This is a genomic window from Fructilactobacillus sp. X2R5C2 (assembly GCF_059901375.1).
In genome coordinates, this window is record NZ_JBWXUX010000003.1 from 181,011 (window position 1) to 205,891 (window position 24,881).

Annotated in this window: 25 protein-coding genes; 23 read left to right on the plus strand and 2 right to left on the minus strand. The window is 37.7% G+C overall.

All coding sequences use genetic code 11. From position 1 onward, the window contains the following. Positions 1-10 precede the first annotated feature (10 nt). From mutS to trxA, 16 genes are all read left to right on the plus strand, one after another. Positions 11-2,668, plus strand: a complete 2,658-nt coding sequence (gene mutS / locus AC6UD2_RS05350) for a DNA mismatch repair protein MutS (protein WP_500698242.1) — start codon at positions 11-13, stop codon at positions 2,666-2,668. 11 nt (positions 2,669-2,679) lie between these two features. Next, positions 2,680-4,602 carry a DNA mismatch repair endonuclease MutL gene (gene mutL, locus AC6UD2_RS05355; RefSeq protein ID WP_500698243.1) on the plus strand — a complete coding sequence of 641 codons (1,923 nt, stop codon included), beginning with the start codon at positions 2,680-2,682 and terminating at the stop codon, positions 4,600-4,602. A gap of 24 nt (positions 4,603-4,626) precedes the next feature. Continuing rightward, positions 4,627-5,223, plus strand: coding sequence for a Holliday junction branch migration protein RuvA (ruvA, locus tag AC6UD2_RS05360; protein WP_500698244.1), 597 nt, complete (start codon positions 4,627-4,629; stop codon positions 5,221-5,223). Positions 5,224-5,237: 14 nt separating this feature from the next. Next, on the plus strand, positions 5,238-6,251 hold the full coding sequence (ruvB, locus tag AC6UD2_RS05365) for a Holliday junction branch migration DNA helicase RuvB (RefSeq protein WP_500698245.1): 1,014 nt from the start codon (positions 5,238-5,240) through the stop codon (positions 6,249-6,251). A 63-nt stretch (positions 6,252-6,314) separates the two neighbouring features. Next, positions 6,315-6,701: a preprotein translocase subunit YajC gene (yajC, locus tag AC6UD2_RS05370; RefSeq protein WP_039144283.1), complete on the plus strand. Its 387-nt coding sequence runs from the start codon at positions 6,315-6,317 to the stop codon at positions 6,699-6,701. Positions 6,702-6,736: 35 nt separating this feature from the next. Further along, positions 6,737-7,897, plus strand: a complete 1,161-nt coding sequence (gene dinB, locus AC6UD2_RS05375; protein WP_500698262.1) for a DNA polymerase IV — start codon at positions 6,737-6,739, stop codon at positions 7,895-7,897. A gap of 55 nt (positions 7,898-7,952) precedes the next feature. After that, a complete protein-coding gene (locus AC6UD2_RS05380) occupies positions 7,953-8,909 on the plus strand; it encodes a DHH family phosphoesterase (RefSeq protein ID WP_039144282.1) in 957 nt (318 codons plus the stop codon). Then, positions 8,909-10,270 (plus strand): DEAD/DEAH box helicase, encoded by a 1,362-nt coding sequence (locus AC6UD2_RS05385; protein WP_500698246.1) that lies wholly within the window; start codon positions 8,909-8,911, stop codon positions 10,268-10,270. Before AC6UD2_RS05380 ends, AC6UD2_RS05385 begins: the two co-directional genes overlap by 1 nt. A gap of 262 nt (positions 10,271-10,532) precedes the next feature. Beyond that, complete coding sequence (gene alaS / locus AC6UD2_RS05390) at positions 10,533-13,184, plus strand: alanine--tRNA ligase (RefSeq protein WP_500698247.1); 2,652 nt, start codon at positions 10,533-10,535, stop codon at positions 13,182-13,184. A 54-nt stretch (positions 13,185-13,238) separates the two neighbouring features. After that, complete coding sequence (locus AC6UD2_RS05395) at positions 13,239-13,523, plus strand: IreB family regulatory phosphoprotein (protein ID WP_039144276.1); 285 nt, start codon at positions 13,239-13,241, stop codon at positions 13,521-13,523. 5 nt (positions 13,524-13,528) lie between these two features. Continuing rightward, on the plus strand, positions 13,529-13,954 hold the full coding sequence (ruvX, locus tag AC6UD2_RS05400) for a Holliday junction resolvase RuvX (protein WP_029327128.1): 426 nt from the start codon (positions 13,529-13,531) through the stop codon (positions 13,952-13,954). Positions 13,955-13,973: 19 nt separating this feature from the next. After that, positions 13,974-14,282 carry a DUF1292 domain-containing protein gene (locus tag AC6UD2_RS05405; protein WP_010022011.1) on the plus strand — a complete coding sequence of 103 codons (309 nt, stop codon included), beginning with the start codon at positions 13,974-13,976 and terminating at the stop codon, positions 14,280-14,282. A gap of 89 nt (positions 14,283-14,371) precedes the next feature. After that, positions 14,372-14,626 carry a cell division protein ZapA gene (locus AC6UD2_RS05410; RefSeq protein WP_010022013.1) on the plus strand — a complete coding sequence of 85 codons (255 nt, stop codon included), beginning with the start codon at positions 14,372-14,374 and terminating at the stop codon, positions 14,624-14,626. Next, positions 14,626-15,120, plus strand: coding sequence for a CvpA family protein (locus AC6UD2_RS05415; RefSeq protein WP_500698248.1), 495 nt, complete (start codon positions 14,626-14,628; stop codon positions 15,118-15,120). Before AC6UD2_RS05410 ends, AC6UD2_RS05415 begins: the two co-directional genes overlap by 1 nt. A 14-nt stretch (positions 15,121-15,134) precedes the next feature. Beyond that, complete coding sequence (locus tag AC6UD2_RS05420) at positions 15,135-17,492, plus strand: endonuclease MutS2 (RefSeq protein ID WP_039144271.1); 2,358 nt, start codon at positions 15,135-15,137, stop codon at positions 17,490-17,492. A 79-nt stretch (positions 17,493-17,571) separates the two neighbouring features. Then, positions 17,572-17,892 (plus strand): thioredoxin, encoded by a 321-nt coding sequence (trxA, locus tag AC6UD2_RS05425; RefSeq protein WP_010022017.1) that lies wholly within the window; start codon positions 17,572-17,574, stop codon positions 17,890-17,892. A gap of 23 nt (positions 17,893-17,915) precedes the next feature. Here trxA and AC6UD2_RS05430 read toward each other — a convergent pair whose 3' ends face one another. Next, the gene (locus tag AC6UD2_RS05430; RefSeq protein ID WP_500698249.1) at positions 17,916-18,386 is read right to left on the minus strand and encodes a YslB family protein; all 471 of its coding nucleotides are present in this window, start codon (positions 18,384-18,386) and stop codon (positions 17,916-17,918) included. A gap of 137 nt (positions 18,387-18,523) precedes the next feature. Here AC6UD2_RS05430 and murI point away from each other — a divergent pair, with 137 nt between their 5' ends. Both murI and AC6UD2_RS05440 read left to right on the plus strand, forming a co-directional pair. Beyond that, positions 18,524-19,333 carry a glutamate racemase gene (gene murI, locus AC6UD2_RS05435; RefSeq protein ID WP_500698250.1) on the plus strand — a complete coding sequence of 270 codons (810 nt, stop codon included), beginning with the start codon at positions 18,524-18,526 and terminating at the stop codon, positions 19,331-19,333. Beyond that, a complete protein-coding gene (locus AC6UD2_RS05440; protein WP_500698251.1) occupies positions 19,333-19,923 on the plus strand; it encodes an XTP/dITP diphosphatase in 591 nt (196 codons plus the stop codon). The genes murI and AC6UD2_RS05440 overlap by 1 nt, the downstream gene beginning before the upstream one ends. A 35-nt stretch (positions 19,924-19,958) precedes the next feature. Here the strand turns inward: AC6UD2_RS05440 and AC6UD2_RS05445 are convergent, their stop codons facing one another. Further along, complete coding sequence (locus AC6UD2_RS05445; protein WP_500698252.1) at positions 19,959-20,942, minus strand: mechanosensitive ion channel family protein; 984 nt, start codon at positions 20,940-20,942, stop codon at positions 19,959-19,961. 139 nt (positions 20,943-21,081) lie between these two features. Here AC6UD2_RS05445 and AC6UD2_RS05450 point away from each other — a divergent pair, with 139 nt between their 5' ends. From AC6UD2_RS05450 to comGA, 5 genes are all read left to right on the plus strand, one after another. Next, positions 21,082-21,498: a DUF948 domain-containing protein gene (locus tag AC6UD2_RS05450; RefSeq protein ID WP_010022024.1), complete on the plus strand. Its 417-nt coding sequence runs from the start codon at positions 21,082-21,084 to the stop codon at positions 21,496-21,498. 14 nt (positions 21,499-21,512) lie between these two features. Further along, positions 21,513-21,965: a YtxH domain-containing protein gene (locus AC6UD2_RS05455; RefSeq protein ID WP_010022025.1), complete on the plus strand. Its 453-nt coding sequence runs from the start codon at positions 21,513-21,515 to the stop codon at positions 21,963-21,965. 138 nt (positions 21,966-22,103) lie between these two features. Continuing rightward, the gene (gene ccpA / locus AC6UD2_RS05460; RefSeq protein ID WP_500698253.1) at positions 22,104-23,105 is read left to right on the plus strand and encodes a catabolite control protein A; all 1,002 of its coding nucleotides are present in this window, start codon (positions 22,104-22,106) and stop codon (positions 23,103-23,105) included. Positions 23,106-23,182: 77 nt separating this feature from the next. Then, the gene (locus tag AC6UD2_RS05465; RefSeq protein ID WP_010022027.1) at positions 23,183-23,917 is read left to right on the plus strand and encodes a YebC/PmpR family DNA-binding transcriptional regulator; all 735 of its coding nucleotides are present in this window, start codon (positions 23,183-23,185) and stop codon (positions 23,915-23,917) included. Between the two features lie 86 nt (positions 23,918-24,003). Further along, positions 24,004-24,828: a competence type IV pilus ATPase ComGA gene (comGA, locus tag AC6UD2_RS05470; protein WP_500698263.1), complete on the plus strand. Its 825-nt coding sequence runs from the start codon at positions 24,004-24,006 to the stop codon at positions 24,826-24,828. The last annotated feature ends 53 nt before the right edge of the window (positions 24,829-24,881 follow it).

Consider the following 24,881-nt stretch of genomic DNA (forward strand, 5'->3'; position numbering starts at 1 on the left):
AGAGTAACGCATGGCAAAATCAAAACAAACAACGCCAATGATGCAACAATATCAGGAGGTTAAGGATCAGTATCCTGATGCTTTTTTGTTTTATCGTATTGGTGACTTTTATGAATTGTTTAATGAAGATGCCGTTAAGGGAGCTCAATTATTGGAGTTGACCTTAACACAGCGTAGCAGAAAATCTGATAATCCCATTCCCATGTGTGGAGTTCCTCATCAATCAGTGCAGAGTTACGTAGATACACTGGTTGATAAGGGATATAAGGTGGCAATTTGTGAACAGATGGAAGATCCCAAGACAGCTAAGGGAATGGTTGACCGGGATGTCATTCAATTAGTAACTCCAGGAACTCAGACGGATGCTAACGCTGAAAATGCAAAGGTTAATAATTATTTAACTGCGGTGACCTATAGTGAAAGTAATAATGCATATGGATTCTCATACATTGACTTATCCACTGGTGAATTAAAGGTTAGTTTGTTAAAAAACGCGGAAGCTGTTTTAAATGAAGTGATTAACTTGAATTCTAAGGAAGTTGTTGTTGATGAATCGATTGATAGTGATTTAATTGATCAATTAAAGGGGATTGGAGTTCTAATTTCTCATGAAAACCAGATTTCTGAAATAGATTCAGATGAGATTATTTCTACCATTGATGATTCTACCTTACTTGATTCACTTAAAATGTTGCTATCGTATATTTCTGACACCCAAAAACGAAGTCTGTCACACATTCAACCCGCCGTTCGATATGAACCTAGTTCTTTTTTAAAGATTGATCATAATTCGCAGTATAATTTGGAACTCACCAAAAATATTCGAACCGGAAAAAAGAGTGGAACGTTACTTTGGATTGTCGATGATACTAAAACGGCAATGGGTGGTAGAAAACTCAAGCAATGGTTGGAACGTCCCTTAATTGATCGAAAAGAGATTGAGCAACGGCAGAGTTTGGTTGAGACACTTTTAGATAATTATTATGAACGAAGTGAACTCGCTGATAATTTGATTAAAGTGTATGACTTAGAGCGGTTAGCCGGACGAATTTCTTTTGGCGGTGTGAATGGCCGTGATCTAGTCCAATTAGAAACTTCACTTGAACAAATTCCAAAAATCAAGCACGTGTTAAATGATCTTGATACTCCTGAATTCGATGAAATTTATCAAAAACTTGATGATGTTAATGATGTATATGAATTAATTAAAGCGGCTATTATCTCCGAACCACCAATTTCAGTGACTGATGGAGGCTTAATTAGAGATGGCTATAGTAAACAGCTCGACCAGTATCGGGATGCCATGAAGAATGGTAAGCAGTGGCTTGCTGATATGGAAGCTAAGGAACGTCAGATAACTGGGATTCATAATCTAAAGATTGGCTATAATCGCGTTTTCGGTTACTACATTGAGGTTTCAAAGGGAAATCTAAGTAAACTGGATGATAGTCGTTATGAACGTCTTCAGACGCTAACTAACGCAGAGCGTTTTTCGACTCCGGAATTAAAAGAAAAAGAGTCGATTATACTTGAAGCTGAAGAAAAATCAAAGAGCTTGGAGTATGAAATATTCACTCGAGTTCGCGATCAAATTAAAAAACAAATCCCGCGGATCCAAAAATTAGCAAGTGGAATCTCGCGATTAGACGTTTTGCAAAGTTTCGCTACTATCTCTGAGAAATATCAGTTTATTAAGCCCCAATTTAATGATGGTCATGACTTAAACGTTAAGGCTGGACGTCATCCTGTGGTAGAACGAGTAATGGGAGCTCAGAGTTATGTCCCAAATGATGTGGTAATGCATCCATCTGTTTCAGAATTGCTAATTACCGGCCCTAATATGTCAGGAAAAAGCACGTACATGAGACAATTAGCGTTGATTGTGATTTTGGCCCAAATGGGTTGTTTTGTTCCAGCTGAGAGTGCTGATATGCCTATTTTTGATCAAATTTTCACTCGAATTGGAGCCGCTGATGATCTTATTTCTGGAAAGAGTACTTTTATGGTGGAAATGAGAGAAGCTAACGAAGCTCTTAAACATGCCACAGATAATTCGTTGATTTTATTTGATGAAATTGGAAGGGGAACGTCCACGTATGATGGAATGGCGCTTGCTCAAGCCATTATTGAGTATATCCATGACAATATTGGGGCAAAAACCCTCTTTTCGACTCATTACCATGAGTTAACCGATTTAGATCATGAATTAAAACATTTAAAGAATGTTCATGTTGGAGCGGTTGAAAAGAATGGTAATTTAGTCTTTTTGCATAAAATTATGGATGGTCCTGCTGATCGTTCGTATGGGATTAATGTTGCTAAGCTAGCGGGACTTCCTGATCAATTATTAAAACGAGCTAATACGGTCCTTGAGAAACTTGAGGATGCTGATCAACGGAAAAACAATCATGATGATAAGATTCAGAAAAATGAAGCACAAGTGAAGCATCCAACACTTCCCCAGAAGACTGAATCAGAAACGTCAGTTGACTTAAGTGATGGTGAACAGATGGCTTTATTTAAAGTTGATGAGCCTAAGAACCATCCACAATTAAGCAAGAATGAAAGTAAAATCATTAAAGATTTAGAGAGTACCGATCTTATGGGCAAAACCCCAATTCAAATTATGAATTTGGTATACAAATGGAAAACTAAGTTAGAAAATTAGGAGGTGACACTATGGCAGATATTCACCAACTACCAACGATTTTATCAGATCAAATTTCAGCAGGAGAAGTAGTCGAAAGGCCAGCATCGGTAGTGAAAGAGCTGGTTGAAAACTCAATTGATGCTAATAGCACCAAAATTGATATTGTGGTTGCTGAGTCGGGGCTTAAAAGCGTTGAAGTGGTTGATAATGGTTCAGGGATTGCTTCAAACCAAGTGGAATTAGCCTTTCGTCGCTTTGCAACCAGTAAGATTAGTGATAAGCGGGATTTATTTCGTGTCAGGTCACTAGGATTTCGTGGTGAAGCTCTGCCAAGTATTGCTTCCGTGTCTGACGTGGATATGAAGACCTCTGATGGTAAAAAACAAGGAGCTGAGATTCAGATCCATGGTGGAAAAGTAGTTAAAATGGAACCTTCTCAAGCTCGAAGAGGGACCTCAGTTTTGGTCTCTGATCTTTTCTTTAACACGCCTAATCGGCTAAAGTATTTAAAAGCGCCAGCTACCGAATTATCTAAAATATCCGACATTGTAAACCGGTTAGCCCTTAGTCATCCTGAGATTGCATTTTCGCTTACTCACAATGGACGTGAACTCTTACGCACATCAGGTAGAAATAATATGCAGCAGGTCATTGCCGGAATCTACGGGAACCGCAACATGAAACAGATGATTGCGATCAAGGGAGAGAATCCTGATTTTAAGATCAGCGGTTATATTAGCCTTCCTGAATTAACACGGGCTAGTCGAAAATATACGTCAGTGATTGTTAACGGGCGTTTTATTCGTGATTTTGGATTGGATCATGCCATTATTGATGGTTACGGATCAAAACTAATGGTTGGTAGATATCCGATCGTGGTCATAAGCATTACGATGGATCCGAGTCTAGTGGATGTAAATGTGCATCCTTCAAAGGAAGAAATTCGAATTTCCAAAAAGAAGGAACTTAGTACTTTTATTTCGCAAACGATTTATGAGACCCTATCTAAACAAAATTTGATTCCTGAAGCCATGAATAATCAAGCATTAAAAAACGGTGTAGCCCGGCATAATTCAACTGAAATTTCCTTTAATTTAGATCAATTGTATGAAAATGGAGAGCAAACGGTTCATGCTGATACTGAAGAATCAACTGGGAAACCCGATCCGATGAATTCTGTTACTCACATGGCCTCAGATTCATCGACCCATCAACCGATTATGATTTATCAAAAAGCTGATTTAAATGCGACGGCAGTTCAAAATTTTAAGGCAAGATATGAGCATGAAAAGGGTGGACTCCCATTTGGTGGCAGGATTGAAGCTCCCAATGCTTCTCATGACTTTCCTCAACTAAGATATATTGGCCAAGTTCACGGAACATATTTAGTGGCTGAGAGTTCAGATGGAATGTACATTGTGGATCAACATGCTGCTCAAGAACGAATTAATTATGAATATTACCGAAAGCAAGTTGGAAAGGTCAGTGGGGATGAACAGAAAATGCTGGTTCCAATTGTACTTGATTATCCCGCAAGCGATGCTTTGGTAATTTCAAGTCATTTGGATCTTTTGGAAGAAAATGGGCTTCACTTGGAATCATTTGGGAAGAACAGTTTTGTAATAAGACAACATCCAGTTTGGTTTAAGGCGGGACAGGAAGAAGACACCATTAAAGAAATGATTGATTGGATTTTAAGCAATCAGCAATTATCAACGGCTCAGTTTAGAGAAAAGGCAGCCATTATGATGAGCTGTAAACGTGCCATTAAAGCCAATCATCATCTCGATAAACGGCAAGCACATGCGTTGCTAGACAAGTTACCCGAGTGTGAAAATCCATTTAATTGTCCTCATGGACGCCCCGTTTTGGTTCATTTTTCGAATTCAGACTTAGAGACGATGTTCAAAAGGATTCAAGATCCACATCAAAGTGGTAAGAATGATTTTTAATTTAACGTGAAATGAGTTGATTGTATGTATGAGTATTTATATGGGATGATTACGAACGTAAGTCCCAAATACATTGTTCTCGATGTTAATGGAGTAGGTTATCTAATCTACGTAGCTAATCCTTATCACTATGATACTGATCAGCAGGTAAGGGTTTACATCCACCAGTCGGTTTCAGATAATGGGGTGGCGCTATACGGATTTATCACCTTAGAAGATAAACAACTTTTTGAGCAACTTCTGAACGTATCTGGCATTGGGTCTAAAAGTGCTTTGGCGATCATGGCGGGCAATGATAGTAATGGTTTAGTTAGGGCCATTAACGTTGGAAACATCAAATATCTGACCAAGTTCCCGGGAATTGGGAAAAAGACTGCTCAGCAAATTGTGTTAGACTTAAAAGACAAAATTACATCCAATGATGTTTTTACTGGCAATGTTTCTGTAGATGATGTTGAAGATACTGGTAATAAACAATTAGATGATGCATTAAGTGCCCTCCAAGCATTGGGCTTTAAGCAACGTGAAGTTGATAAAATTAAGGCAAAACTTCAAGAAGTTGAGAAAGATTACACTACTGACCAATACATTAGTGCTGGTTTAAAACTGTTAACTAAGTAAGTTAGGAGGAAATAATGACAGATGATCGAATCGTGTCTGGAGCAAGTGATGATGAAAATGATGAATCATTTGAAATGTCACTTCGACCACAAAATTTTGATCAGTACATCGGTCAAGATGACCTAAAAAAGAAACTTAAGATATACATTCAAGCTGCACAACAACGTGAAGAATCACTTGATCACGTTTTATTATACGGGCCACCAGGTCTTGGTAAAACAACGTTAGCCAATGTTATTGCAAACGAGATGGGTGTTGACATGAAAACAACCACCGGACCAGCAATCGAAAAGAAGGGTGATCTAGTTGCACTTTTAAATGAACTACAGCCGGGAGACATTCTTTTTATTGATGAGATTCACCGCTTGCCAAAAGAAGTGGAAGAAATGCTGTATTCAGCAATGGAAGACTATTACGTTGACATTATCATTGGAAATGATGATGCGACTAAACATCCTGTTCATTTTGATTTGCCGCCCTTTACTTTAATTGGAGCAACTACTAGGGCTGGACTACTTGATTCACCGTTCAGAGATCGTTTTGGAATCGTTGAACGAATGAATTATTATAATGATCGTGATTTAGAAAAGATCGTGAAACGGTCGGCGAAAATTTTTCATAGTAAGATTAAAGAAGAGGGCGCTCATGAAATTGCCCTTCGTTCTAGGGGAACCCCACGAGTGGCTAATCGTTTACTAAAACGAGTCAGGGACTTCGCCCAAGTTGCTAAGCATGATGAAATCGACGTCAAAAGTGTGGATACGGCCCTTGATGCTTTAGGGGTTGATAAAAATGGATTGGATAGAACTGACATTAAGTTACTTTCCACGATGATTGATTTTTATGATGGCGGACCGGTTGGTTTGAACACATTAGCTGCTAATATTGGTGAAGAATCTGAAACAATTTCAGAAATGTATGAACCCTATTTACTTCAAATTGGTTATTTAAAACGGACAGCGCGTGGCCGAATGGTAACTAGAGCTGGCTATGAGCATTTAGGGCGGAAATATCCGGAAACTAATTAAATAAATTGGAAATTTTATCTTCAATTTGGTAAGCTATTGTTAAATAAAGAATGAGGTGAAAACATGCAAAATATATCACAATATGCTGGAATTATTGTATTAATTCTTTTGTTCGTTTTAATGTACTTTATGATGATCAGACCACAAAAGAAGCAACAACAAAAGCATCAAGACACTTTAAAGAACCTGCGCAAGGGTGATCACGTTGTTACCATTGGTAGACTTCATGGAATTGTTGATCAAATCAACAATGAAAAGCGGACAGTTACTTTGGACTGTGATGGTCTTTATTTAGTATTTGACCTCAATGCGATTGCAAGTGCAAGTCGTCCTGGAGAAGAAAAAGCTTCAGAAAATGATTCCAAGGAAAAGGAAGTTTCTAAAAAGAACGAACCAGAAAAAGCAACTGATTCAAAGCAAACTTCAAATAGTGATGATAACGCTAAATAAAAAAGATCGGATTTATCCGATCTTTTTTATTGGAGATGAAAGAACGTACGTTTGGTGGATTAAGGAGGATTATATTGGAAGAATCAATTAAAATTAATCATTCACGTGATATTTTACATGTTGATATGGATGCCTTTTTCGCTTCGATTGAACAAAGAGAACACCCTGAGTTTATTGATCAACCATTAATTATCTCTAAGGATCCAAGAAAAACGGGTGGTCGTGGAGTAGTTACCACTGCTAATTATCCAGCTAGAAAGTTTGGCGTTCATTCAGCTATGCCTGCCAGTAAAGCATTAGAATTGTGCCCAAATGGTATTTTTAAGGCACCAGAATTCGAATTATATCGGGATGTTTCCCATCAAATTCACGATATTTTTCACGAATATACGGATCGTATTGAAACGGTGGCCTTGGACGAAGCCTATCTTGATATCACGAAAAATAAAAAGCAAATTAGAAATCCAGTTCTCATTGCACACCTAATTCAAAGCGAGATATGGGAAAAAACGCATCTAACCTCTTCTACTGGGATTTCGTACAATAAGTTTTTGGCTAAAGAAGCCTCTGATTATCGTAAGCCGGCGGGGGTTACCATGATTGACGTTGAAGATAGTCATGAATTTTTAATGAAGCTCCCAATTGATCGGTATCGTGGGGTTGGAAAGAAAACACTTCAAAAAATGCAACAGCTAAACATTCAAAATGGGCAGGATTTGTATCGGCAATCTGAAATGGACCTTATCAAGAATTTTGGTAAATTTGGTTATTTTTTATATCGTCGGGTTCGTGGTTCCGATGATCGGCCAGTTGAATATCAACGTGAGCGAAAGTCAATTGGAAAGGAACGAACCTATGGACCTGAATTAAAGAGTAGAGAGGAAGTAGAATCACAGTTGCATAAGATTGCTAAGATGGTCGAAAAATCCCTGAATAAACATGAAAAACATGGGAAAGTTTTAGTTTTAAAGGTCAGATATAGTGATTTTACGACGTTGACTAAGAGAATTTCTTGGAATGATTTTATGGAAAATGATGCTCGACTCTTCTATGATTTGGCGCTGGAGATTTTTGATGGGTTACCTGAGGCAACCTATGGCATTAGATTGCTCGGGATAACGCTGACAAATCTATCAGACATTAGCTTTCAAAATATTAAGTTGCCATTGTATTCGGATCCACGCTTTGAAATGTAGCTGGAGTGGGTTATACTTAACTGTTAAATAATTAAGAGTATTAGAGGCCATTGTAATGAACGTAAAACAGCAGATTAATGAAAAAATCAAGGAATTTCCAACCATCATTATTCATAGACATCAGAGCCCTGATCCTGATGCAGTGGGGTCACAGCTTGGATTAGCAAGTATTATCAAAGCGTCTTATCCTGATAAGAAAGTTTTAACTGTCGGGAAACAGTACCAAGGTTTTGATTGGTTAGGAAAAGTAACTGAAGCAAGTGATGATGATTACCAAAATGCTTTAGTAATTGTGGTAGATACTGCCAATCAGCCACGAGTTGATGATAATCGTTATACTAAGGGGAAATACCTCATCAAAATTGATCACCATCCTAATGATGACCAATTTGGTGATTTGATGTGGGTTGAGCCGGAAGCATCAAGTACTTCTGAACTTATCTATGATTTATTTGCTGCAAACAATGATCTCAAGATGCCAGATAATGCGGCTCGTTTGTTATATGCTGGAATCATTGGTGATACTGGTCGTTTCAAGTACTCCTCAACCTCTTCACATACTTTTGAAGTGGCAAGTAAGTTGGATGAATATCATTTTTCAATTACAGATGTTGCTCAAACTGAAGATGCTATAGATGTTGCCCAAGCCCGTTTAGCTGCCTATGTATACGAACATTTAACAATTGATGAAAATGGTGCAGCTTATGTGATTTTAACTAATGAAGTGATTAAGGATCTTAAGTTAGGAGATGATAGTACTTCTTCGGTAGTTCCACTTCCTGGAAATATTGGTGAAGTAGTTGCTTGGGCCATCTTTGTTCAACAAAAAGAAGGGAATTACCGGATCCGTCTGCGTTCTAAAGGTCCTTCAATTAATGAACTGGCCAAAGAACACGATGGCGGTGGTCATGCGCTAGCTAGTGGTGCTAAGGCTTCCGATGACGATGAAATAAAACAGGTTGTGCAGCAACTTTCTGAAGTTGTGAAGCAGTATAAAAAGGAGAATAACTAATGGGAGCTTCGTTTAAGGATTATCATTTTCAACCCTTTATTGGTGACGCCATTAAAGATCTTGGATTTCGTAATCCCACCCCAATTCAAACCAAAGTAATTCCAACCATCAAGCACGGAAAAAGTGTGATTGGTAAGTCCGCTACGGGAAGTGGTAAGACTCATGCTTTTCTTTTACCAATTTTTGATGGTTTAGATCTTAATAAGGAAGACGTTCAAGTAGTAATCACTACTCCTAGTAGAGAATTGGCTTACCAAATTTACGACAATGCCAAACAGATTGCAAAGTTTTCTGATAAGACGATCCATATCGGTAATTACGTTGGTGGGACAGATAAGGAACGTCAAGTTGAAAAACTTGAGCGTGAACAACCGCAAGTAGTAATTGGGACCCCTGGAAGAGTTTGGGATCTTGTGAAGAATGGTGATCTTGAGATTCATAGTGCCCACCAATTAGTAATTGATGAAGCTGATATGACACTTGATCTGGGATTCTTGGATACGGTTGATGAGATTGCCTCTAAAATGGCAGAAGATTTGCAAATGATGGTATTTTCTGCCACGGTTCCACCAAAACTAAAACCATTTCTTAAGAAATACATGAAAAATCCAGTAATGAATGATATTCCTACCAAAACCGTTATTAACCAAAATGTGTCAAACTGGTTAATTTCTACTAAGGGTAAGAATAAGAATGATTTAATTTATCAATTAATTACGATGGGCGAACCATACCTAGTTTTAATTTTTGCCAATACTCGTGAACGAGTTGATGAAATTTATAACTATCTAAAGCAGCAAGGATTAAAAGTTGCTGAAATTCATGGTGGAATGCAGCCACGAGTCAGAAAACGAGTCATGAAACAGATTCAGAATCTAGATTATCAATTTGTGGTTGCCTCCGATTTAGCTGCTCGAGGAATTGATATTTCTGGGGTATCGCACGTGATTAATGATGATATTCCCACTGACTTAGAGTACTTTATTCATCGGGTTGGACGAACTGGAAGAAATGGCATGAAGGGAATTGCCATGACCCTCTATGCTCCAGGTGAGGAACAAAAGGTTTCGGAACTGGAAAAGATGGGCATTAAGTTCATTCCAAAAGAGATCAAGCGTGGTGAGGTCGTTGATACGTATGATCGAAAGCGACGAATGAAGCGAAAAGAACCTAAAAATAAGTTAGATCCGACCATGATTGGTTTAATTAAGAAAAAGAAGAAAAACGTTAAGCCAGGATACAAGAAGAAAATTAAACGAGCCATTAAACAAAAAAGTGATGAAGATCGGAAGATTGAAGTTAGAAATCAAATCCGGGCTCGAAAGAAACAGAAAAAACGTAGTTCACAGCGTTATCAATAACATTACTGATTGACAGTGTTTTATTTTCTGGATATAATTTAAGTTAATTGGATATATCAAATTAATAAAGTACCACAGAGAGGTTTGGATAATGAAAACAGACTGTGCTAAGTTATTTTGATGCTGCCAGATAGTAAACCGTTTCCCACGTTATAGGGACTAAAGAGGTAATGAACAACATCGTTGCAAGCAAAGTGGTACCGCGTTCCGGCGTCTTTGCTAGCAATGGTGTTTTTTTATTTTTTATTTTATGGAGGATATCATGAAAAAACTAAGCAGTAGTCAAGTTCGTCAAATGTTTCTTGATTTTTTCAAAGAAAAGGGTCACACTGTTGAGCCCAGTGCTTCTCTAATTCCGAAGGATGATCCAACCTTACTATGGATTAACTCCGGTGTTGCTACCATGAAGAAGTATTTTGATGGTTCAGAAGTTCCAAGCAACCCAAGATTGACTAGTTCTCAGAAAAGTATCCGAACTAATGATATTGAGAACGTTGGGAAAACCGCTAGACATCAGACCTTGTTTGAAATGCTTGGTAATTTTTCGGTTGGTGATTATTTCAAAAAAGAGGTTATTCCTTGGGCATACGAGCTTTTAACTAGTCCCAAGTGGTTTGGATGGGATCCTAACAATTTGTATGTCACAGTTTATCCTGATGATGAAGAGACCAAAAAATTATGGTTGAAGGTTGGAATTGCTCCGGATCACATTGTGCCAGCTGAAGATAACTTTTGGGATATTGGTCAAGGTCCTTCAGGTCCTGATTCAGAAATTTTCTATGATCGAGGAGAAAAATATGATGATCTAGCTCCAGATGATCCTGAAAACTACCCTGGCGGAGAAAATGAACGTTACCTGGAAGTTTGGAACATTGTTTTTTCTCAATATAATCACACCCCAGAGGGGACTTATGAACCACTTCCAAGAAAGAATATTGATACTGGAATGGGTCTAGAACGAGTGGTATCCATTTTTCAAGATGCACCGACTAATTTTGAGACTGATCTATTTATGCCGATTATTAAGAAGACTGAAGAATTAAGCAACGGTAAGAAGTACGGTGGTAATCGGGAAGAGGACGTCCCCTTTAAGGTTATTGCTGATCACATTCGGGCCATTACCTTTGCCATTGGTGATGGAGCTCTTCCATCCAATGAAGGACGTGGTTACGTCATTCGTCGTTTGATTCGTCGTGCTACTGTTAATGGTCATGAATTAGGGATTAATGATGCTTTCTTATACAAGTTGGTTCCCGTTGTCGGCAAGATTATGCAAGCTTACTATCCTGATGTCCTCGAACAAAGTGACTATATTCAAAAAATCGTTAAAAATGAAGAAGAACGTTTTAATGCAACTCTAAATGATGGACTTCGGTTATTGAACGACATTATTGCTGATACCAAAAAAGATTCCAAAAAGGAGATTTCTGGTAAGGATGCTTTTAAACTATATGATACCTATGGTTTTCCACTAGAATTAACTGAGGAATACGCTGGTAATGAAGGTGTTAAAGTTGATGAAGAAGGCTTTGATGCTGAAATGCAAAAGCAACAAAATCGTGCCAGAAACGCTCGTGGTTCGAAAAAGTCAATGAAGGTTCAACGTGATTTATTGCTGGACATCAAAACACCAAGTGAATACGTTGGGTATAATCAGTTAACCGTTGATGCAACTAAATTGGATGACATTATTGCGGATGAAAAATTAGTAAACAGTGTGACACCAGGTGAAGGAGAAGTTGAACTAATTTTTGATAAGACCCCATTTTATGCAGAGATGGGTGGTCAAGTGGCTGATACCGGAAAGATTTATAATCAGAATGGTGACGAAGTGGCAGAAGTTGAGGATGTTCAAAAAGCTCCGAATGGTCAAAACTTGCACACGGTAAAAGTTATTAGAGATCTGAAAAAGGGTGAGCAGTACAAGTTGGTTGTTGACCGTAGTTTTCATGAGCGAGTTGAAAACAATCACACTGCCACTCACTTATTGGATCAGGCACTGCGAAATGTTTTAGGAGGTCACACTCAGCAAGCGGGTTCGTTGGTTCGTCCCGACTACCTTCGTTTTGATTTTACTCATTTTGGTCGAGTAACCGATGATGAACTGCAAAAAGTTGAAGATATGGTAAACGAAAAGATTTTTGCATCCATCCCAGTTCAAACGGTGGTAACTGATCAGAAAACTGGAAAAGAAATGGGTGCGATCGCCCTCTTTGATGCGAAGTATGGTGACGAAGTTCGGGTGGTAAAAATTGATGATTTTTCCATTGAATTTTGTGGTGGCGATCACGTTAAAAACACCAATCAACTAGGATTATTTAAGATCGTTTCTGAAACAGGGGTTGGTTCTGGTGTAAGAAGAATTGAAGCAGTTACCTCTAAGGATGCGTTTGATCTCTTAAATGATGAGGAACGTATGTTAAAGGAAATCGGAAAAACTGTAAAAGCTCCTACCACCGATGAGACTCCGGGACGTGTAAAACAATTGCAAGCCCAAATTAAAGATTTAGAGAGTCGACAGGAATCTCTTGAAACCAAATTGGCAAACCAAGAAGCTACTGATATCTTTAATAATGTTCAGAATATTAACGGAGTCACTTTGATTGCAGGAAGTTTAAAAAATGCTAACATGAACCAACTAAGAGAATTAGCAGATTCGTGGCGAGATAAACATGCTTCTGATGTATTGGTGCTTGGGACCGGTACTGATGACAAAGCTAATTTATTAGTGGCAGTTAGTGAGGATCAGGTTAAGTCCGGCATTAAAGCAGGCGATTTGATTAAATCGATTTCTAAGTATATTAATGGTGGCGGAGGTGGCCGTCCCAACATGGCTCAAGCTGGTGGAAAAAATCCAGCCGGAATTGAGGATGCGTTAGAGGCTGCCAAAGCTTGGATTGAGGAACGCAAGTAATAGTTGTTATTTGAAAATTAGTCGTGTATTATCATTTTTGTAGGGGAGGGATCTATGATGGAGCATAAACAAGAAGACGTTTCATTATTTGAAGACAAGTCTAATCTAGACATTCACAAGACGCTGGCAACTGTTTACCAAGCTTTAATTGAAAAGGGATATGATCCTTATGTTCAATTGGTTGGTTATCTAACATCTGGTGATCCAGCATATCTTCCAAAATTGAATAATGCACGGACACTTATGTGTCATTATGATAGAGAAGAAATAATCGATGTACTTTTACATTCATACTTGAAGGGTAAAACACCATCGATGGATCGGACGGCAGATCAGTGAGATTAATGGGATTAGATGTAGGATCAAAAACAGTTGGGGTAGCCATGAGCGATGCTTTGGGATGGACATCCCAGGGAATTGAAATCGTTAAGATTAACGAAGACGAAAAAGAATTCGGGTTAGACCGCATTGGTGAATTGATTAAAAAATACGATGTAAATGGTGTTGTAATTGGTTTGCCCAAGAATATGAATAATACCTCTGGTCCCAGAGTAGAAGCATCAAAAAATTATGGTGAATTAATTAAAAAACACTTTAATTTACCAGTTGATTTTGAAGATGAGCGACTTACAACCGTTGAAGCTGAGCGAATGTTAATTGAGCAAGCTGATGTTTCTAGAGCAAAACGAAAAAAGGTCATTGATAAAGTTGCAGCTGAATTGATTTTACAGAGTTACCTTGATCGTAAAGGTAAATTATGTAATTTCTAATTAGAAAAGAGGGCTTAATATGAGTAAAGAAAACGAGAACAACCAACAAGAACAAGTTACACTTGTCGACGAAGATGGAAATGAGAGTTTATACAATATTTTATTTACTTTCTCATCTGATGATTACAATCGTTCATATATCTTTATTTATCCAGCAACAGATGATGATAATGATGAAGTTGACATTGAAGCCTACGCGTTACCAAAAGATGATGATCCTGCCAATCCGACTGGTGGAGAATTAGAACCAATTGAAGATGATAATGAGTGGGAAATGGTTCAAGAAATGCTTGATACATTCCTTCAATCAGGTCAAGATCAAAAATAATTAATGGGTGCTGGATTACCAGCATCCTTTTTTAATTAATTCTAAAAGATTTTCATGCTAAAATAGAAACATTGGCGGGAGGTTTTAATTTGGCAGGTAAAAATAGATTTAAAACAAAAATTGGTGGGAAAGAATATACATTTATTGGTGATGCATCTGATGAACACATGGAAACGACTGCACGTATTTTGAATAATCAACTTGCACAGTTAAAGAATTTATCTAAAGGTGTTAGTAATGAAGATGCTGCCATTTTAATTGCGTTTAACGCAATTTCTGATCAATTAAAAAAGCAACTAGAACTTGATAAAATTAATAATAAAGCGGAGGATGGCGAAGATTAATGTTGTTTACAATTATTATCATAATTGTATTGATTTTTTCAATCGTAAATGGCTACCATCATGGACTTGTAAATGAATTATTCAGCTTTATTAGTTATTTAATTGCTGCTGTTATTGCATTTGTTTATGTAATTCCGGTTGCAGATTTCTTAAGGTCTGCATCTAATATGATTTTGGCGACCCATGCTTATGCCAATACTGGATTTTGGCGTGGTTTGTCGTTTTTAATAACTTTTGTAATTGTTGCGGTGGTACTCCGATGGGTTTCACACCTATTAAATCGGATTGCTTCGCTTCCAGTTTTACGTCAATTGAACTCACTTTTGGGTGCAGTTGTTGGTGCCATTATCAGTTTACTGGTTATGATGTTAATATTGGATGGATTATTATTAACTAATAATGATTGGGTTAACACTGAATATCAAAATTCAACCGTTTCACAGATGATAACGATGGATTCGCCGCATTTATTTAATCAAATGATAAATCGTTAAAATGGGATGAAAAAATGAACGAAAAAGTACTCGATACATTAGAATACGATAGAGTAAAACAATTGGTAGGACAGTTTTTAACTACTGAAAACGGATCAAGGGAACTTAAGCAATTAAAGCCAAGTAGTGATTATGACATAGTCTCACATTCACTGGATGAAGCTGATGATGGTTCTCATATTTATCGTCTAAATAAAATGATCCCAGTTCCAAGATTAGTTGATATTACGCCATCTATGAAGCGTTTAGCGGTTAATGCTGACCTGAATGGGACTGAATTATCTCAGGTTAATGCGGTTTTGCTTGCTAGTAAGCGAGTCAGGACCTTTTTTGCAAACTTAGATGATGACAAGGTTGAATTAAACGTTCTATACGACGAAGCCAAGGATTTCAATGATCTTCCAGAAATCTCAAAACGACTTCAAGCTTCAATTGATGAAGATGGTCGTGTATTAGACTCAGCATCCAGTGAACTGCGTTCAATTCGGAGAGAAATTACACGACTAGAAACGAATATCAAAACTACCATGAATAAGTATATTCATGGAAAGCAGTCCAAGTATTTAAGTGAACCAATTATTACGGTTCGAGACGGACGATATGTGATTCCAGTTAAATCCGAGGATAAGCAAAAATTTGGTGGGATCGTTCATGACCAAAGTACAAGTGGTTTAACGCTCTACATTGAGCCTCAAAGTGTGGTTTCATCGAACAATGATTTAAGACGTTCTCAATTAGATGAGCGTAAGGAAATTCACAAAATCTTAGGTGAGCTCTCGGATATGATTCGTCCTTACCAAGAAGAATTAATGGAAAACGCAGCACAATTAGGGCATTTTGACCTTATTAATGCAAAGGCTAAGTTTGCAGATCAAATGCATGCCACTAAGCCCAGTGTCTCAAAAGAAAATCACGTTAATCTGAAAAACGTTCGTCATCCATTGATTGATCAGAAAAAAGTGGTTGGCAATGACATTCAGATTGGTTCTGATTTTCGGCAAATTATCATTACTGGTCCCAATACGGGTGGTAAAACCATCACCATTAAAACCTTAGGAATTAACCAGTTAATGGCGCAATCGGGGATTTTTGTAATGGCCAATGAGGGTAGTCAGGTTGGTGTATTTGATAACGTGTTTGCTGATATTGGTGATGAACAATCAATTGAAGCCAACCTTAGTACATTCTCATCACATATGGATAATTTAATTAATATCTTAAAGCACATTACTAATCAGAGTTTGATTTTAATCGATGAACTAGGCGCAGGAACTGATCCTAAGGAAGGGGCAGCGCTTGCCATGTCTATTTTAGATAAAATGGGTGAATCAGGTAGTGAAGTTTTGGCTACTACTCATTATCCAGAATTAAAGGTGTATGGCTACAATCGACCAGAGACGATCAATGCTTCAATGGAATTCGATGAGAAGACCCTCCAGCCAACTTATAGATTGTTACTAGGGGTTCCTGGCCAAAGTAATGCCCTTAATATTGCTAAACGATTGGGTTTGCCTGACACCATTATTTCCGAAGCTAGTTCACTAATGGACTCTGATAGTCAAGATATTAATAGAATGATTAAACAACTTACCAAACAAACCAAAGATGCGGATGAACGAGCACGTAAACTTAAAGTTGAATTAGCTGAAAATGAGCGGCTTCATGCTGATCTAAATGATAAGCTTACTAAGTTTACTGATAATAAAGATTCAATGGTAAATGATGCTAAACGACAGGCTAATCAAATCGTCTCAAAAACACGACGGCAAGCTAACGAAATCATCAATAATCTTCATCAAGTCCAAAAGAGAACCAATCAGCCAATCAAAGAGAATGAGTTAATTGATGCTAAAGGGAAAATTAATTCACTTGAGCAGCATCCTGAGCTTAAAAACAATCGTGTTTTAAAGCGTGAAAAAGCCAAGCATCATTTTAAAGAAGGCGATGATGTCTTGGTAAAATCCTACGGTCAACGTGGTGTTCTGTTGAAGAAGATGGGAAAAGATAACTGGGAAGTCCAACTTGGGATCTTGAAGATGAAAGTTTCTGAGTCAGATTTGGAACAAACCCACAAAGAACCAGGTAAGAAGAAGCATACTCCTAGTGTAAGAAGAACCCGTTCTAGTGGAATTTCTCCAACCCTTGATCTACGCGGTGAGCGATATGAATCTGCCATGCAACGGCTTGATCGTTACATTGATTCTGCTCTTCTAGCTGGATATCCTTCGGTAACGATTATCCACGGTAAGGGTACAGGAGCTCTTCGAAAAGGTGTGATTAGTTACTTGAAACGAAACCGCCGAGTAAAGGAATTTGGTTTCTCACCGGCTAATGCAGGTGGGGACGGTTCAACTGTTGTGAAGTTTAAGTAGATTGTATGCAATTTAGTTGCATTTGAAACAACACGTGTTTATACTTACTCATAGTAAGAGAAATAAGGAGGCAAATATTATGGTTAATGAAACTAATGATGCAAACTTTAAAGAAGACACTGCTGATGGTGTTTCAGTTGTCGATTTTTGGGCTCCATGGTGTGGTCCATGCAAGATGCAGTCTCCAGTAATTGAAGACTTGTCAGAGGACCCAGAGGTTGCTGACAAAATCAAATTCTTTAAAATGAATGTTGATGATAATCCTAATACTTCACGTGAGTTTGGAATTATGAGTATTCCTACCATCATGGTGCTTAAGGATGGTAAAGTTATCGATCAAATCGTCGGCTTCCATTCAAAAGATCAATTAAAGAAATTGTTGTCTGCATATACAGCATAAAAAAAGAGCCCATTGGGCTCTTTTTATTTTGCTATATTAATTGTTTTAAAATCACTTGGGTTATTCACAGGAGCATTCGGATCGGAAACAACGTTAAAGTTCACACTGTTTAGTTTAATGGTGGCTTCACACTCGGTTGAAATTTGATCGATTTGTTGTTTAGTCTGTGCTAAAAAACCAGCTTCGAGCATGAAATCCGGATCCTTATTTAGTTTTAAGCGGGTCTCTACTTCTGGTCCACTTAGTTTCCAACTGATTTTTTTGATGTTTTCTTTTTTAAGTTCTAAATTACCAAACTGACTTTGCTTAAAGAATGCCTGAAGATCATCATTTGACGCAACTGGAAACTTGGTAGCAAGATCCTTGCCGGCCCAGTATAGGATGTCATGAATATCTTGGTCTAATAGATCTGGTAAAAGGCTGTCCCTTAAAAGTTCAATTCCCCAAAAAGGTGAATCAGAATGTTCCTTGCGAAATTTTTCGTATTTATTCATATCAGAGTCCTCTTCCAAAAAGATACTTTACAAATAACATTCTATCATAGACTCCCATGAAATAAAGAAGAAAGGGTAACTTGAACTCAATTAAAAAAAACGCCATAATTAAATTTGAAGTGAATAGGAGGGATATTATGAAGGTATCACCAGTAGCTTACATGGATTCTGGAGTTGGTGGTTTGACGGTCGCAAAAGTTGCGTTAGAAAAACTACCACACGAAAATATGATTTATCTAGGGGATGAAGCGCGACTCCCATATGGAGAAAAGACCACCGATGAGGTACGTCAATACTCTGCTGAGATTGGCCATTTTTTTGTTGATCAAGGTGCTAAAATGATGGTAATTGCTTGTAATACTGCCACTGCAGCAGCCCTTTCGTATTTAAGAAAATTGCTTCCAATTCCTGTGATTGGAGTAATTGAGCCTGGAAGTATGGCAGCGGTTAAAAAAACGAAGAATAAGAAAATCGGAGTGATTGCTACGAGGGGAACAGTTGCTAGTCATTCATATCGTGATACAATTCAAAAAATTGATCCCAGTATTGAAGTGAAAGAAGTGGCTTGTCCAACTTTTATTCCGTTAGTTGAAAGTGGAAAGTACCATAGTAAAGATGCACAAGCAAAAGTTCAAGAGGGCTTAAAGCCATTTCAAAACAGTGGAATCGATACGTTAATTTTAGGTTGCACTCATTTTCCAATTATTGCTGATTTAATTGGTAATGTAATGGGACTGGACGTAACTTTGGTTAATCCTGGATATGAAACGGTTGATGCAGTTGAAAGGGAACTAAAAGATACTGATCATTTGGCGAATGTAGCTCATCCCAGTGCTCAGTTTTATACCACTGCGGACGTCAAAAGGTTCGACGAAGTTGGTAAGCAATGGTTACACACGAATATTGATGCTAAGCTTATTCCCGTAAAACAATTGGAGAAATATTAATGAAAAATAATCAAATTGTGGTTGCTTCAAAGAATCCTGGCAAGATTAATGAATTTACGGAGATGCTTTCTAAACTTGGTTTAACCGTTAAATCGATTAATGATTTTGATAATGTTCCTGCCATCAATGAAAATGGAACAACGTTTGAAGAAAACGCGACCATCAAAGCCAAGGTTGTTTCAGAATATCTAGATTTGCCAGTTTTGGCCGATGATTCAGGTTTAGTTGTTGATGCCTTAAATGGAGCTCCAGGTATCCATTCTGCACGATATGCTGGTGATCATAATGATCAGGCTAATAAAACTAAGTTATTGAGGAACATGCAGGGAAAACGGAACCGGAATGCTCACTTCAATACGACTTTGATTGTTAGAAAGCCAAATGGGAAACAGTTAGTGGTTGTTGGAAGAGTGGATGGTCAGATCGTTGAAACTCCACGGGGAACCAATGGCTTTGGTTATGATCCCTTATTTTATCTGCCTGAGTTAGGTAAGACATTGGCTCAATTGACTGATGAGCAAAAGAATGCGTATAGTGCACGTGGAAATGCTCTCAGAAAGTTAACTGGTGTAATTGAAGATTGGTGGTAAAAAAATAAGCTATCACATATGTGATAGCTTATTTTTTAATTTGTTTTTTGTGGTGGAGCAGGAACTACCAATGGTGAAAGTGGAAGATTAATGCCAGCCTTATAAATAGCGGTGAGATAAGCCCCTAAGTACTTAGCATTGACGTCAAATTCGCGTTCACTTTTGGTGTGTAGGAACACAGAGATGGCAAGTGACCCGTCTTCAAGGAAGTTGGTTCCAAAAATGACTGGTTTTCCAACAATATCAGGATCATTTGGACACTTTTCTTCATTAACTGAAGCAATAATATCTTCAACTTTATGAATGGGTGTTTCTGGCGTGATTCTGATGTTGACGATTGTCATCATTTCACCACGAGATAGATTTGAAACCGTGGTAATATTCCGATTTTGAATAAAGTTAAGGGTTCCGTTAATACTAGTAATTTGAGTGGTCCTGATACCTACGGCTTTTACGTAACCCTCAATATTGTTAATGATAACTCGTTCACCAACGTCAATTTGGTGTTCAAACAAGATAAAGAATCCACTAACAATATCACTAACGAATCCCTGAGCTCCAAGTCCAATTGCTAAACTGAAGATTCCAGCACCAGCAAGCAAAGTTCCAACCGGAATGCCAATCATTGATAAAATTGAATATAACCAAAAGAAAATGACGGTATAGTAGTAGATATTAGTAGCAAGGGTATACATGGTTTTGTTTCTTCTCGCTGCAATTGGTTCGGATGTTCCGTTAATCTTTGGTAAACTATCCTTTTTTTGTGAAATATTAGTTTGACGTTTGTTGAAAAAATGTTTTATAACGGTTTTTCCAACTCGTACAATTATTAGAAAAAGGACTGAGACTAAAATAATACTTACAATTTTGGTTGTAAGATTTGAAAGTATTTTGGTCCAATCGAAACTCCTAAAGTACTTGGTTAAAAACGACGGATTAGCTACATTTTCCACTGACCCCGATTTAAGGACCGATGATGCTTTGGCAGAATTGGCTACCAATTGAATAAAAATGTTCATAATTTCCTCCACTCTTAATTTTACTGTTATCAATATTTTAACAGAGAAATCTCCTAAATAAAATTAAGCTTTTTAAATTGTCATATTGACAGGATAATGCTATTCTAAATGATGAAGAAGCCATTAGGAGGATAATTAAATGGGTATCGGTGAAGTAGCAGCGTTAATTGCTGCAATTGCGTTTTTAGTTTTAGTTGTATTTTTGTGTTTCTTCTTGATCAGGTTGTCAAAAACGGTTAAGGATGTCAGTGAAAGTGTTAATAGTCTTACAAATGATGCTAATCATATTAGCAAAGAATGTGAGCAAATTATGGTCATTTCAAACACCTTACTTAACAACGTTAATTCAAAACTCGATCAGGTTGATCCCGTGTTCCAGGCGGCAGCTGATTTAGGTGAAAGTGTTTCAGACCTAAATGAAGCAACAAGAAATGCAACTGAGAAAGTTAAATCGAAGAGTGGTTTGTTAGCTAAAACGTCTGCATTAACATTTGCTGGTAAGATGCTTGGCAGATTGTTCTCTAAACGCGACAAAAATTCTGAAGAAACAAATTAAGGGGTGGATTGGTTATGAATTTGAAAAAGGGAATGCTTTTAGGATCAGTACTTGGTGGAACTGCTGCTTTCGTAGCCTACAAACTATTAGATGAAGCAAAACAACGTGAAATTAAAGAGTGGATTCTAGACGCTACGGAAGATGCTAAAGACCGTGCGTTAGACTACGTTTACTATGCAAATGATACGGCTGAAGACCTTAAGGATCTTGCTTCAGATAAGATGGATGATGCTAGAGGATCGGTTCATAAAGTTAATGAATCTCTTAGTGATAAATTATCTGATTTACAGGAAGCTGTTAATTCTTTAAAATCTGATGTTGAAGAACATCCAGCACCTAAGAATGAATTAGATGATCTTGCTAAAGAAAAAGAATCTGATGATATTGTGATTGATCCAGATGATGCATTTAGCGATCAAGATCGTGCAGAGACAATTTATCCAGTTCACGAACACCATGAAAAATAATTTATTTACCCAAATCGGACGGACGGTCCGGTTTTTTTTGCTCTCTTGATGTAACCGATTTCACTTGAATGAATTCCTTTACTTTGATATATTTATAATAATTAGTGTACATAAGTGTGCTCATAGGAGAAATCGACTTTGAAAAAACAAAATGTGACAATTTATGATGTAGCTCGCGAGGCCAATGTGTCAATGGCAACTGTCTCACGAGTGGTAAATGGTAACCAAAATGTTAAAGATGCGACCAAACAAAAAGTCTTAAACATCATTGATAAACTTGACTACCGTCCCAATGCAGTTGCTAGAGGACTGGCAAGTAAAAAGTCTACCACGGTGGGAGTTATTATTCCGAACGTGACGAATACTTACTTTGCTTCACTTGCCAGAGGGATTGATGATATTGCGACGATGTATAAGTACAATATTATTTTAACTAATTCTGACGGTAATAATCAGCGTGAACTGACCTCAATGAATACGCTTCAGGCTAAACAGGTTGATGGGATTATCTTTATGGGAAATGAAATCTCAGAAGAGTTACGATCGGAATTCAAGAAGTCCCGAGCACCTGTGGTTTTAGCGGGTTCTGTGGATGCTAGTGGGAAGATTCCGAGTGTCAACATTGATTATAGACAAGCCGTGTACTCTGAAGTTACTAATTTAATTAATAATGGAAATGACCGGATTGCCTTTGTTTCGGGTCCCCTCGAACGTTCCATTAATAAGGACTTTCGTTTGAAAGGGTACAAGGATGCGTTGACTGATGCGGGAATCCCATATGAAAAATCATTGCTTTTTGAGACCGATGTCAGTTATTCTGGTGGATATGCTTTAAGAAAACGTTTGCAAAAGAATGAAGTAACTGCCGCAATTGTTACTGACGATGATATGGCTGCAGGAGTGATGAATTCGATGACTGATGATGGGATTAGTGTCCCAGGTGAATTTGAACTTGCAACTAGTAATGATACGAAGTTAACTGAAATGACCAGACCAACCATGTCAACGATTACTCAACCGCTTTATGATGTGGGAGCCGTTGCCATGCGTCTTTTAACGAAGTTAATGAATAATGAAGATATTGAAGAAAATAAGGTCTTTTTGCCTTTTGGTTTAAAAAAGCGTGAATCAACTAAATAGAACTTAACTTGATACTAGAGTTACTAGTTGCTATAATTAGAGAGTTAATATGTTTAAAAGAGAGAGGAGTTGCGATCATGTCAGGACATTCAAAGTGGCATAACATTCAGGGACGAAAGAACGCCCAAGATGCTAAGCGTGGAAAGATTTTCCAGAAGATCTCACGTAACTTATACCAAGCTGCAAAGGCTGGTGGAAGTGATCCAGAAGGAAATCCTCAATTACGACTAGAAATGGAAAAAGCTCGTGAAGCAAACATGCCGAAAGACAACGTTCAACGGGCAATTGACAAAGCTTCAGGTGTTGGTGGAGCAAAGTTTGAAGAAGTAACTTATGAAGGATATGGACCTGGTGGAACTGCAGTAATGGTATCTGCCTTAACTGATAATAAGAACCGAACTGCTGCGGCAATTCGTTCTGCATTTACTCATCATGGTGGTTCACTTGGAACTGATGGTTCAGTATCATATATGTTTGATCGAAAGGGATTCATTACTATTTCAAAGTCTGATACGGATGATGATGAAGATAGTATGTTGATGGCTGCCTTAGATGCTGGTGCTGACGATATGAAGTCGACCGATGATGAATATCAAATCCTTACTGATCCTGCAAGCATGGCGAGCGTTCGTGATGCATTACAAAAAGCAGGTTATAAGTTGGATGCTGAGGTTAAGTTAGTCCCACAGAATACAACTGAAGTTCCTTCAGATAAAGTTGAGCAGTATAGTGGTCTTATTGATGAATTAGAGGACAACGATGATGTTCAAGATGTTTATGAAGCAGCTGTTTTACCAAATGAAGCTGAATAATTAAATAATTAAAAAAAGGGTGCAATCTTTAATTAGATTGCATCTTTTTTTCGTATTTAGTTATGAAGGATGTGATGAAATTGAAAGTGACACAATGGTTAGATAATATTATGGAATTCGCGGTCCAACGCCAGGCTTCTGATGTTTTTATCTTACCAAAGGAAAATGAATATTGTATTAAAGTTCATACGGCGGTCAGGACGATTCAAATTACAAATTTAAGTACCGAAATGGCAAAACGAGTCATTTCGTATTGTAAGTATCAAAGTGGAATGTCAGTGACGGATAGTAGAAGGCCCCAGCTTGGTGCAATGGATTATACGATCAAAGATCAGAAACTTCGTTTGCGATTATCGTCGGTGGGAAACTTTAGCCAAAATGAATCGATGGTGATTAGGATTATCTACGATACTCATCAAATCGAGAGCGGCTTTTTTAATCCGGATCAAATTCAAAAGATTGAATCGGCTTGTAAAAAGCGAGGTTTACTTTTATTTGCGGGTCCCACTGGATCGGGTAAAACAACTACTATTTATCGTGTAGTTAGAAAAATCAGCAAAAATCAAATTGTAATGACAATTGAAGATCCAGTGGAGATCTATGAAGAGTCTTTTTTACAATTGGAAGTCAATGATCAGGCCAAGATGACTTATGCAGATTTGCTAAAAGTAGGATTAAGACAACGTCCTGACGTTTTTATAATTGGTGAAATTCGGGATCATCAAACGGCGGAAGTTGCAATTTCAGCTGCTTTATCAGGTCATTTAGTTTTAAGTACTGTTCATGCTAAGTCTCCTGATGGAACGATTCAGCGACTACTAGAGTTAGGGATTGACTTTGAACGAATTCAAGCGGCCTTAAACTTAGTGGTCTACCAACGGTTAATCCCAACTAAATCTAAAGGAAATTAAAACCTTATTAACCATTAAGGATGAGTTTAATAATCATCATGTGGAAAAAGATG

Bases quoted from the DNA above. Each gene is read 5' to 3' on its own strand.
- mutS (WP_500698242.1), top strand. From the start codon at position 11: ATGGCAAAATCAAAACAAACAACGCCAATGATGCAACAATATCAGGAG.
- mutL (WP_500698243.1), top strand. From the start codon at position 2,680: ATGGCAGATATTCACCAACTACCAACGATTTTATCAGATCAAATTTCA.
- ruvA (WP_500698244.1), top strand. From the start codon at position 4,627: ATGTATGAGTATTTATATGGGATGATTACGAACGTAAGTCCCAAATAC.
- ruvB (WP_500698245.1), top strand. From the start codon at position 5,238: ATGACAGATGATCGAATCGTGTCTGGAGCAAGTGATGATGAAAATGAT.
- yajC (WP_039144283.1), top strand. From the start codon at position 6,315: ATGCAAAATATATCACAATATGCTGGAATTATTGTATTAATTCTTTTG.
- dinB (WP_500698262.1), top strand. From the start codon at position 6,737: ATGAAAGAACGTACGTTTGGTGGATTAAGGAGGATTATATTGGAAGAA.
- AC6UD2_RS05380 (WP_039144282.1), top strand. From the start codon at position 7,953: ATGAACGTAAAACAGCAGATTAATGAAAAAATCAAGGAATTTCCAACC.
- AC6UD2_RS05385 (WP_500698246.1), top strand. From the start codon at position 8,909: ATGGGAGCTTCGTTTAAGGATTATCATTTTCAACCCTTTATTGGTGAC.
- alaS (WP_500698247.1), top strand. From the start codon at position 10,533: ATGAAAAAACTAAGCAGTAGTCAAGTTCGTCAAATGTTTCTTGATTTT.
- AC6UD2_RS05395 (WP_039144276.1), top strand. From the start codon at position 13,239: ATGATGGAGCATAAACAAGAAGACGTTTCATTATTTGAAGACAAGTCT.
- ruvX (WP_029327128.1), top strand. From the start codon at position 13,529: ATGGGATTAGATGTAGGATCAAAAACAGTTGGGGTAGCCATGAGCGAT.
- AC6UD2_RS05405 (WP_010022011.1), top strand. From the start codon at position 13,974: ATGAGTAAAGAAAACGAGAACAACCAACAAGAACAAGTTACACTTGTC.
- AC6UD2_RS05415 (WP_500698248.1), top strand. From the start codon at position 14,626: ATGTTGTTTACAATTATTATCATAATTGTATTGATTTTTTCAATCGTA.
- AC6UD2_RS05420 (WP_039144271.1), top strand. From the start codon at position 15,135: ATGAACGAAAAAGTACTCGATACATTAGAATACGATAGAGTAAAACAA.
- trxA (WP_010022017.1), top strand. From the start codon at position 17,572: ATGGTTAATGAAACTAATGATGCAAACTTTAAAGAAGACACTGCTGAT.
- AC6UD2_RS05430 (WP_500698249.1), bottom strand. From the start codon at position 18,386: ATGAATAAATACGAAAAATTTCGCAAGGAACATTCTGATTCACCTTTT.
- murI (WP_500698250.1), top strand. From the start codon at position 18,524: ATGAAGGTATCACCAGTAGCTTACATGGATTCTGGAGTTGGTGGTTTG.
- AC6UD2_RS05440 (WP_500698251.1), top strand. From the start codon at position 19,333: ATGAAAAATAATCAAATTGTGGTTGCTTCAAAGAATCCTGGCAAGATT.
- AC6UD2_RS05445 (WP_500698252.1), bottom strand. From the start codon at position 20,942: ATGAACATTTTTATTCAATTGGTAGCCAATTCTGCCAAAGCATCATCG.
- AC6UD2_RS05450 (WP_010022024.1), top strand. From the start codon at position 21,082: ATGGGTATCGGTGAAGTAGCAGCGTTAATTGCTGCAATTGCGTTTTTA.
- AC6UD2_RS05455 (WP_010022025.1), top strand. From the start codon at position 21,513: ATGAATTTGAAAAAGGGAATGCTTTTAGGATCAGTACTTGGTGGAACT.
- AC6UD2_RS05465 (WP_010022027.1), top strand. From the start codon at position 23,183: ATGTCAGGACATTCAAAGTGGCATAACATTCAGGGACGAAAGAACGCC.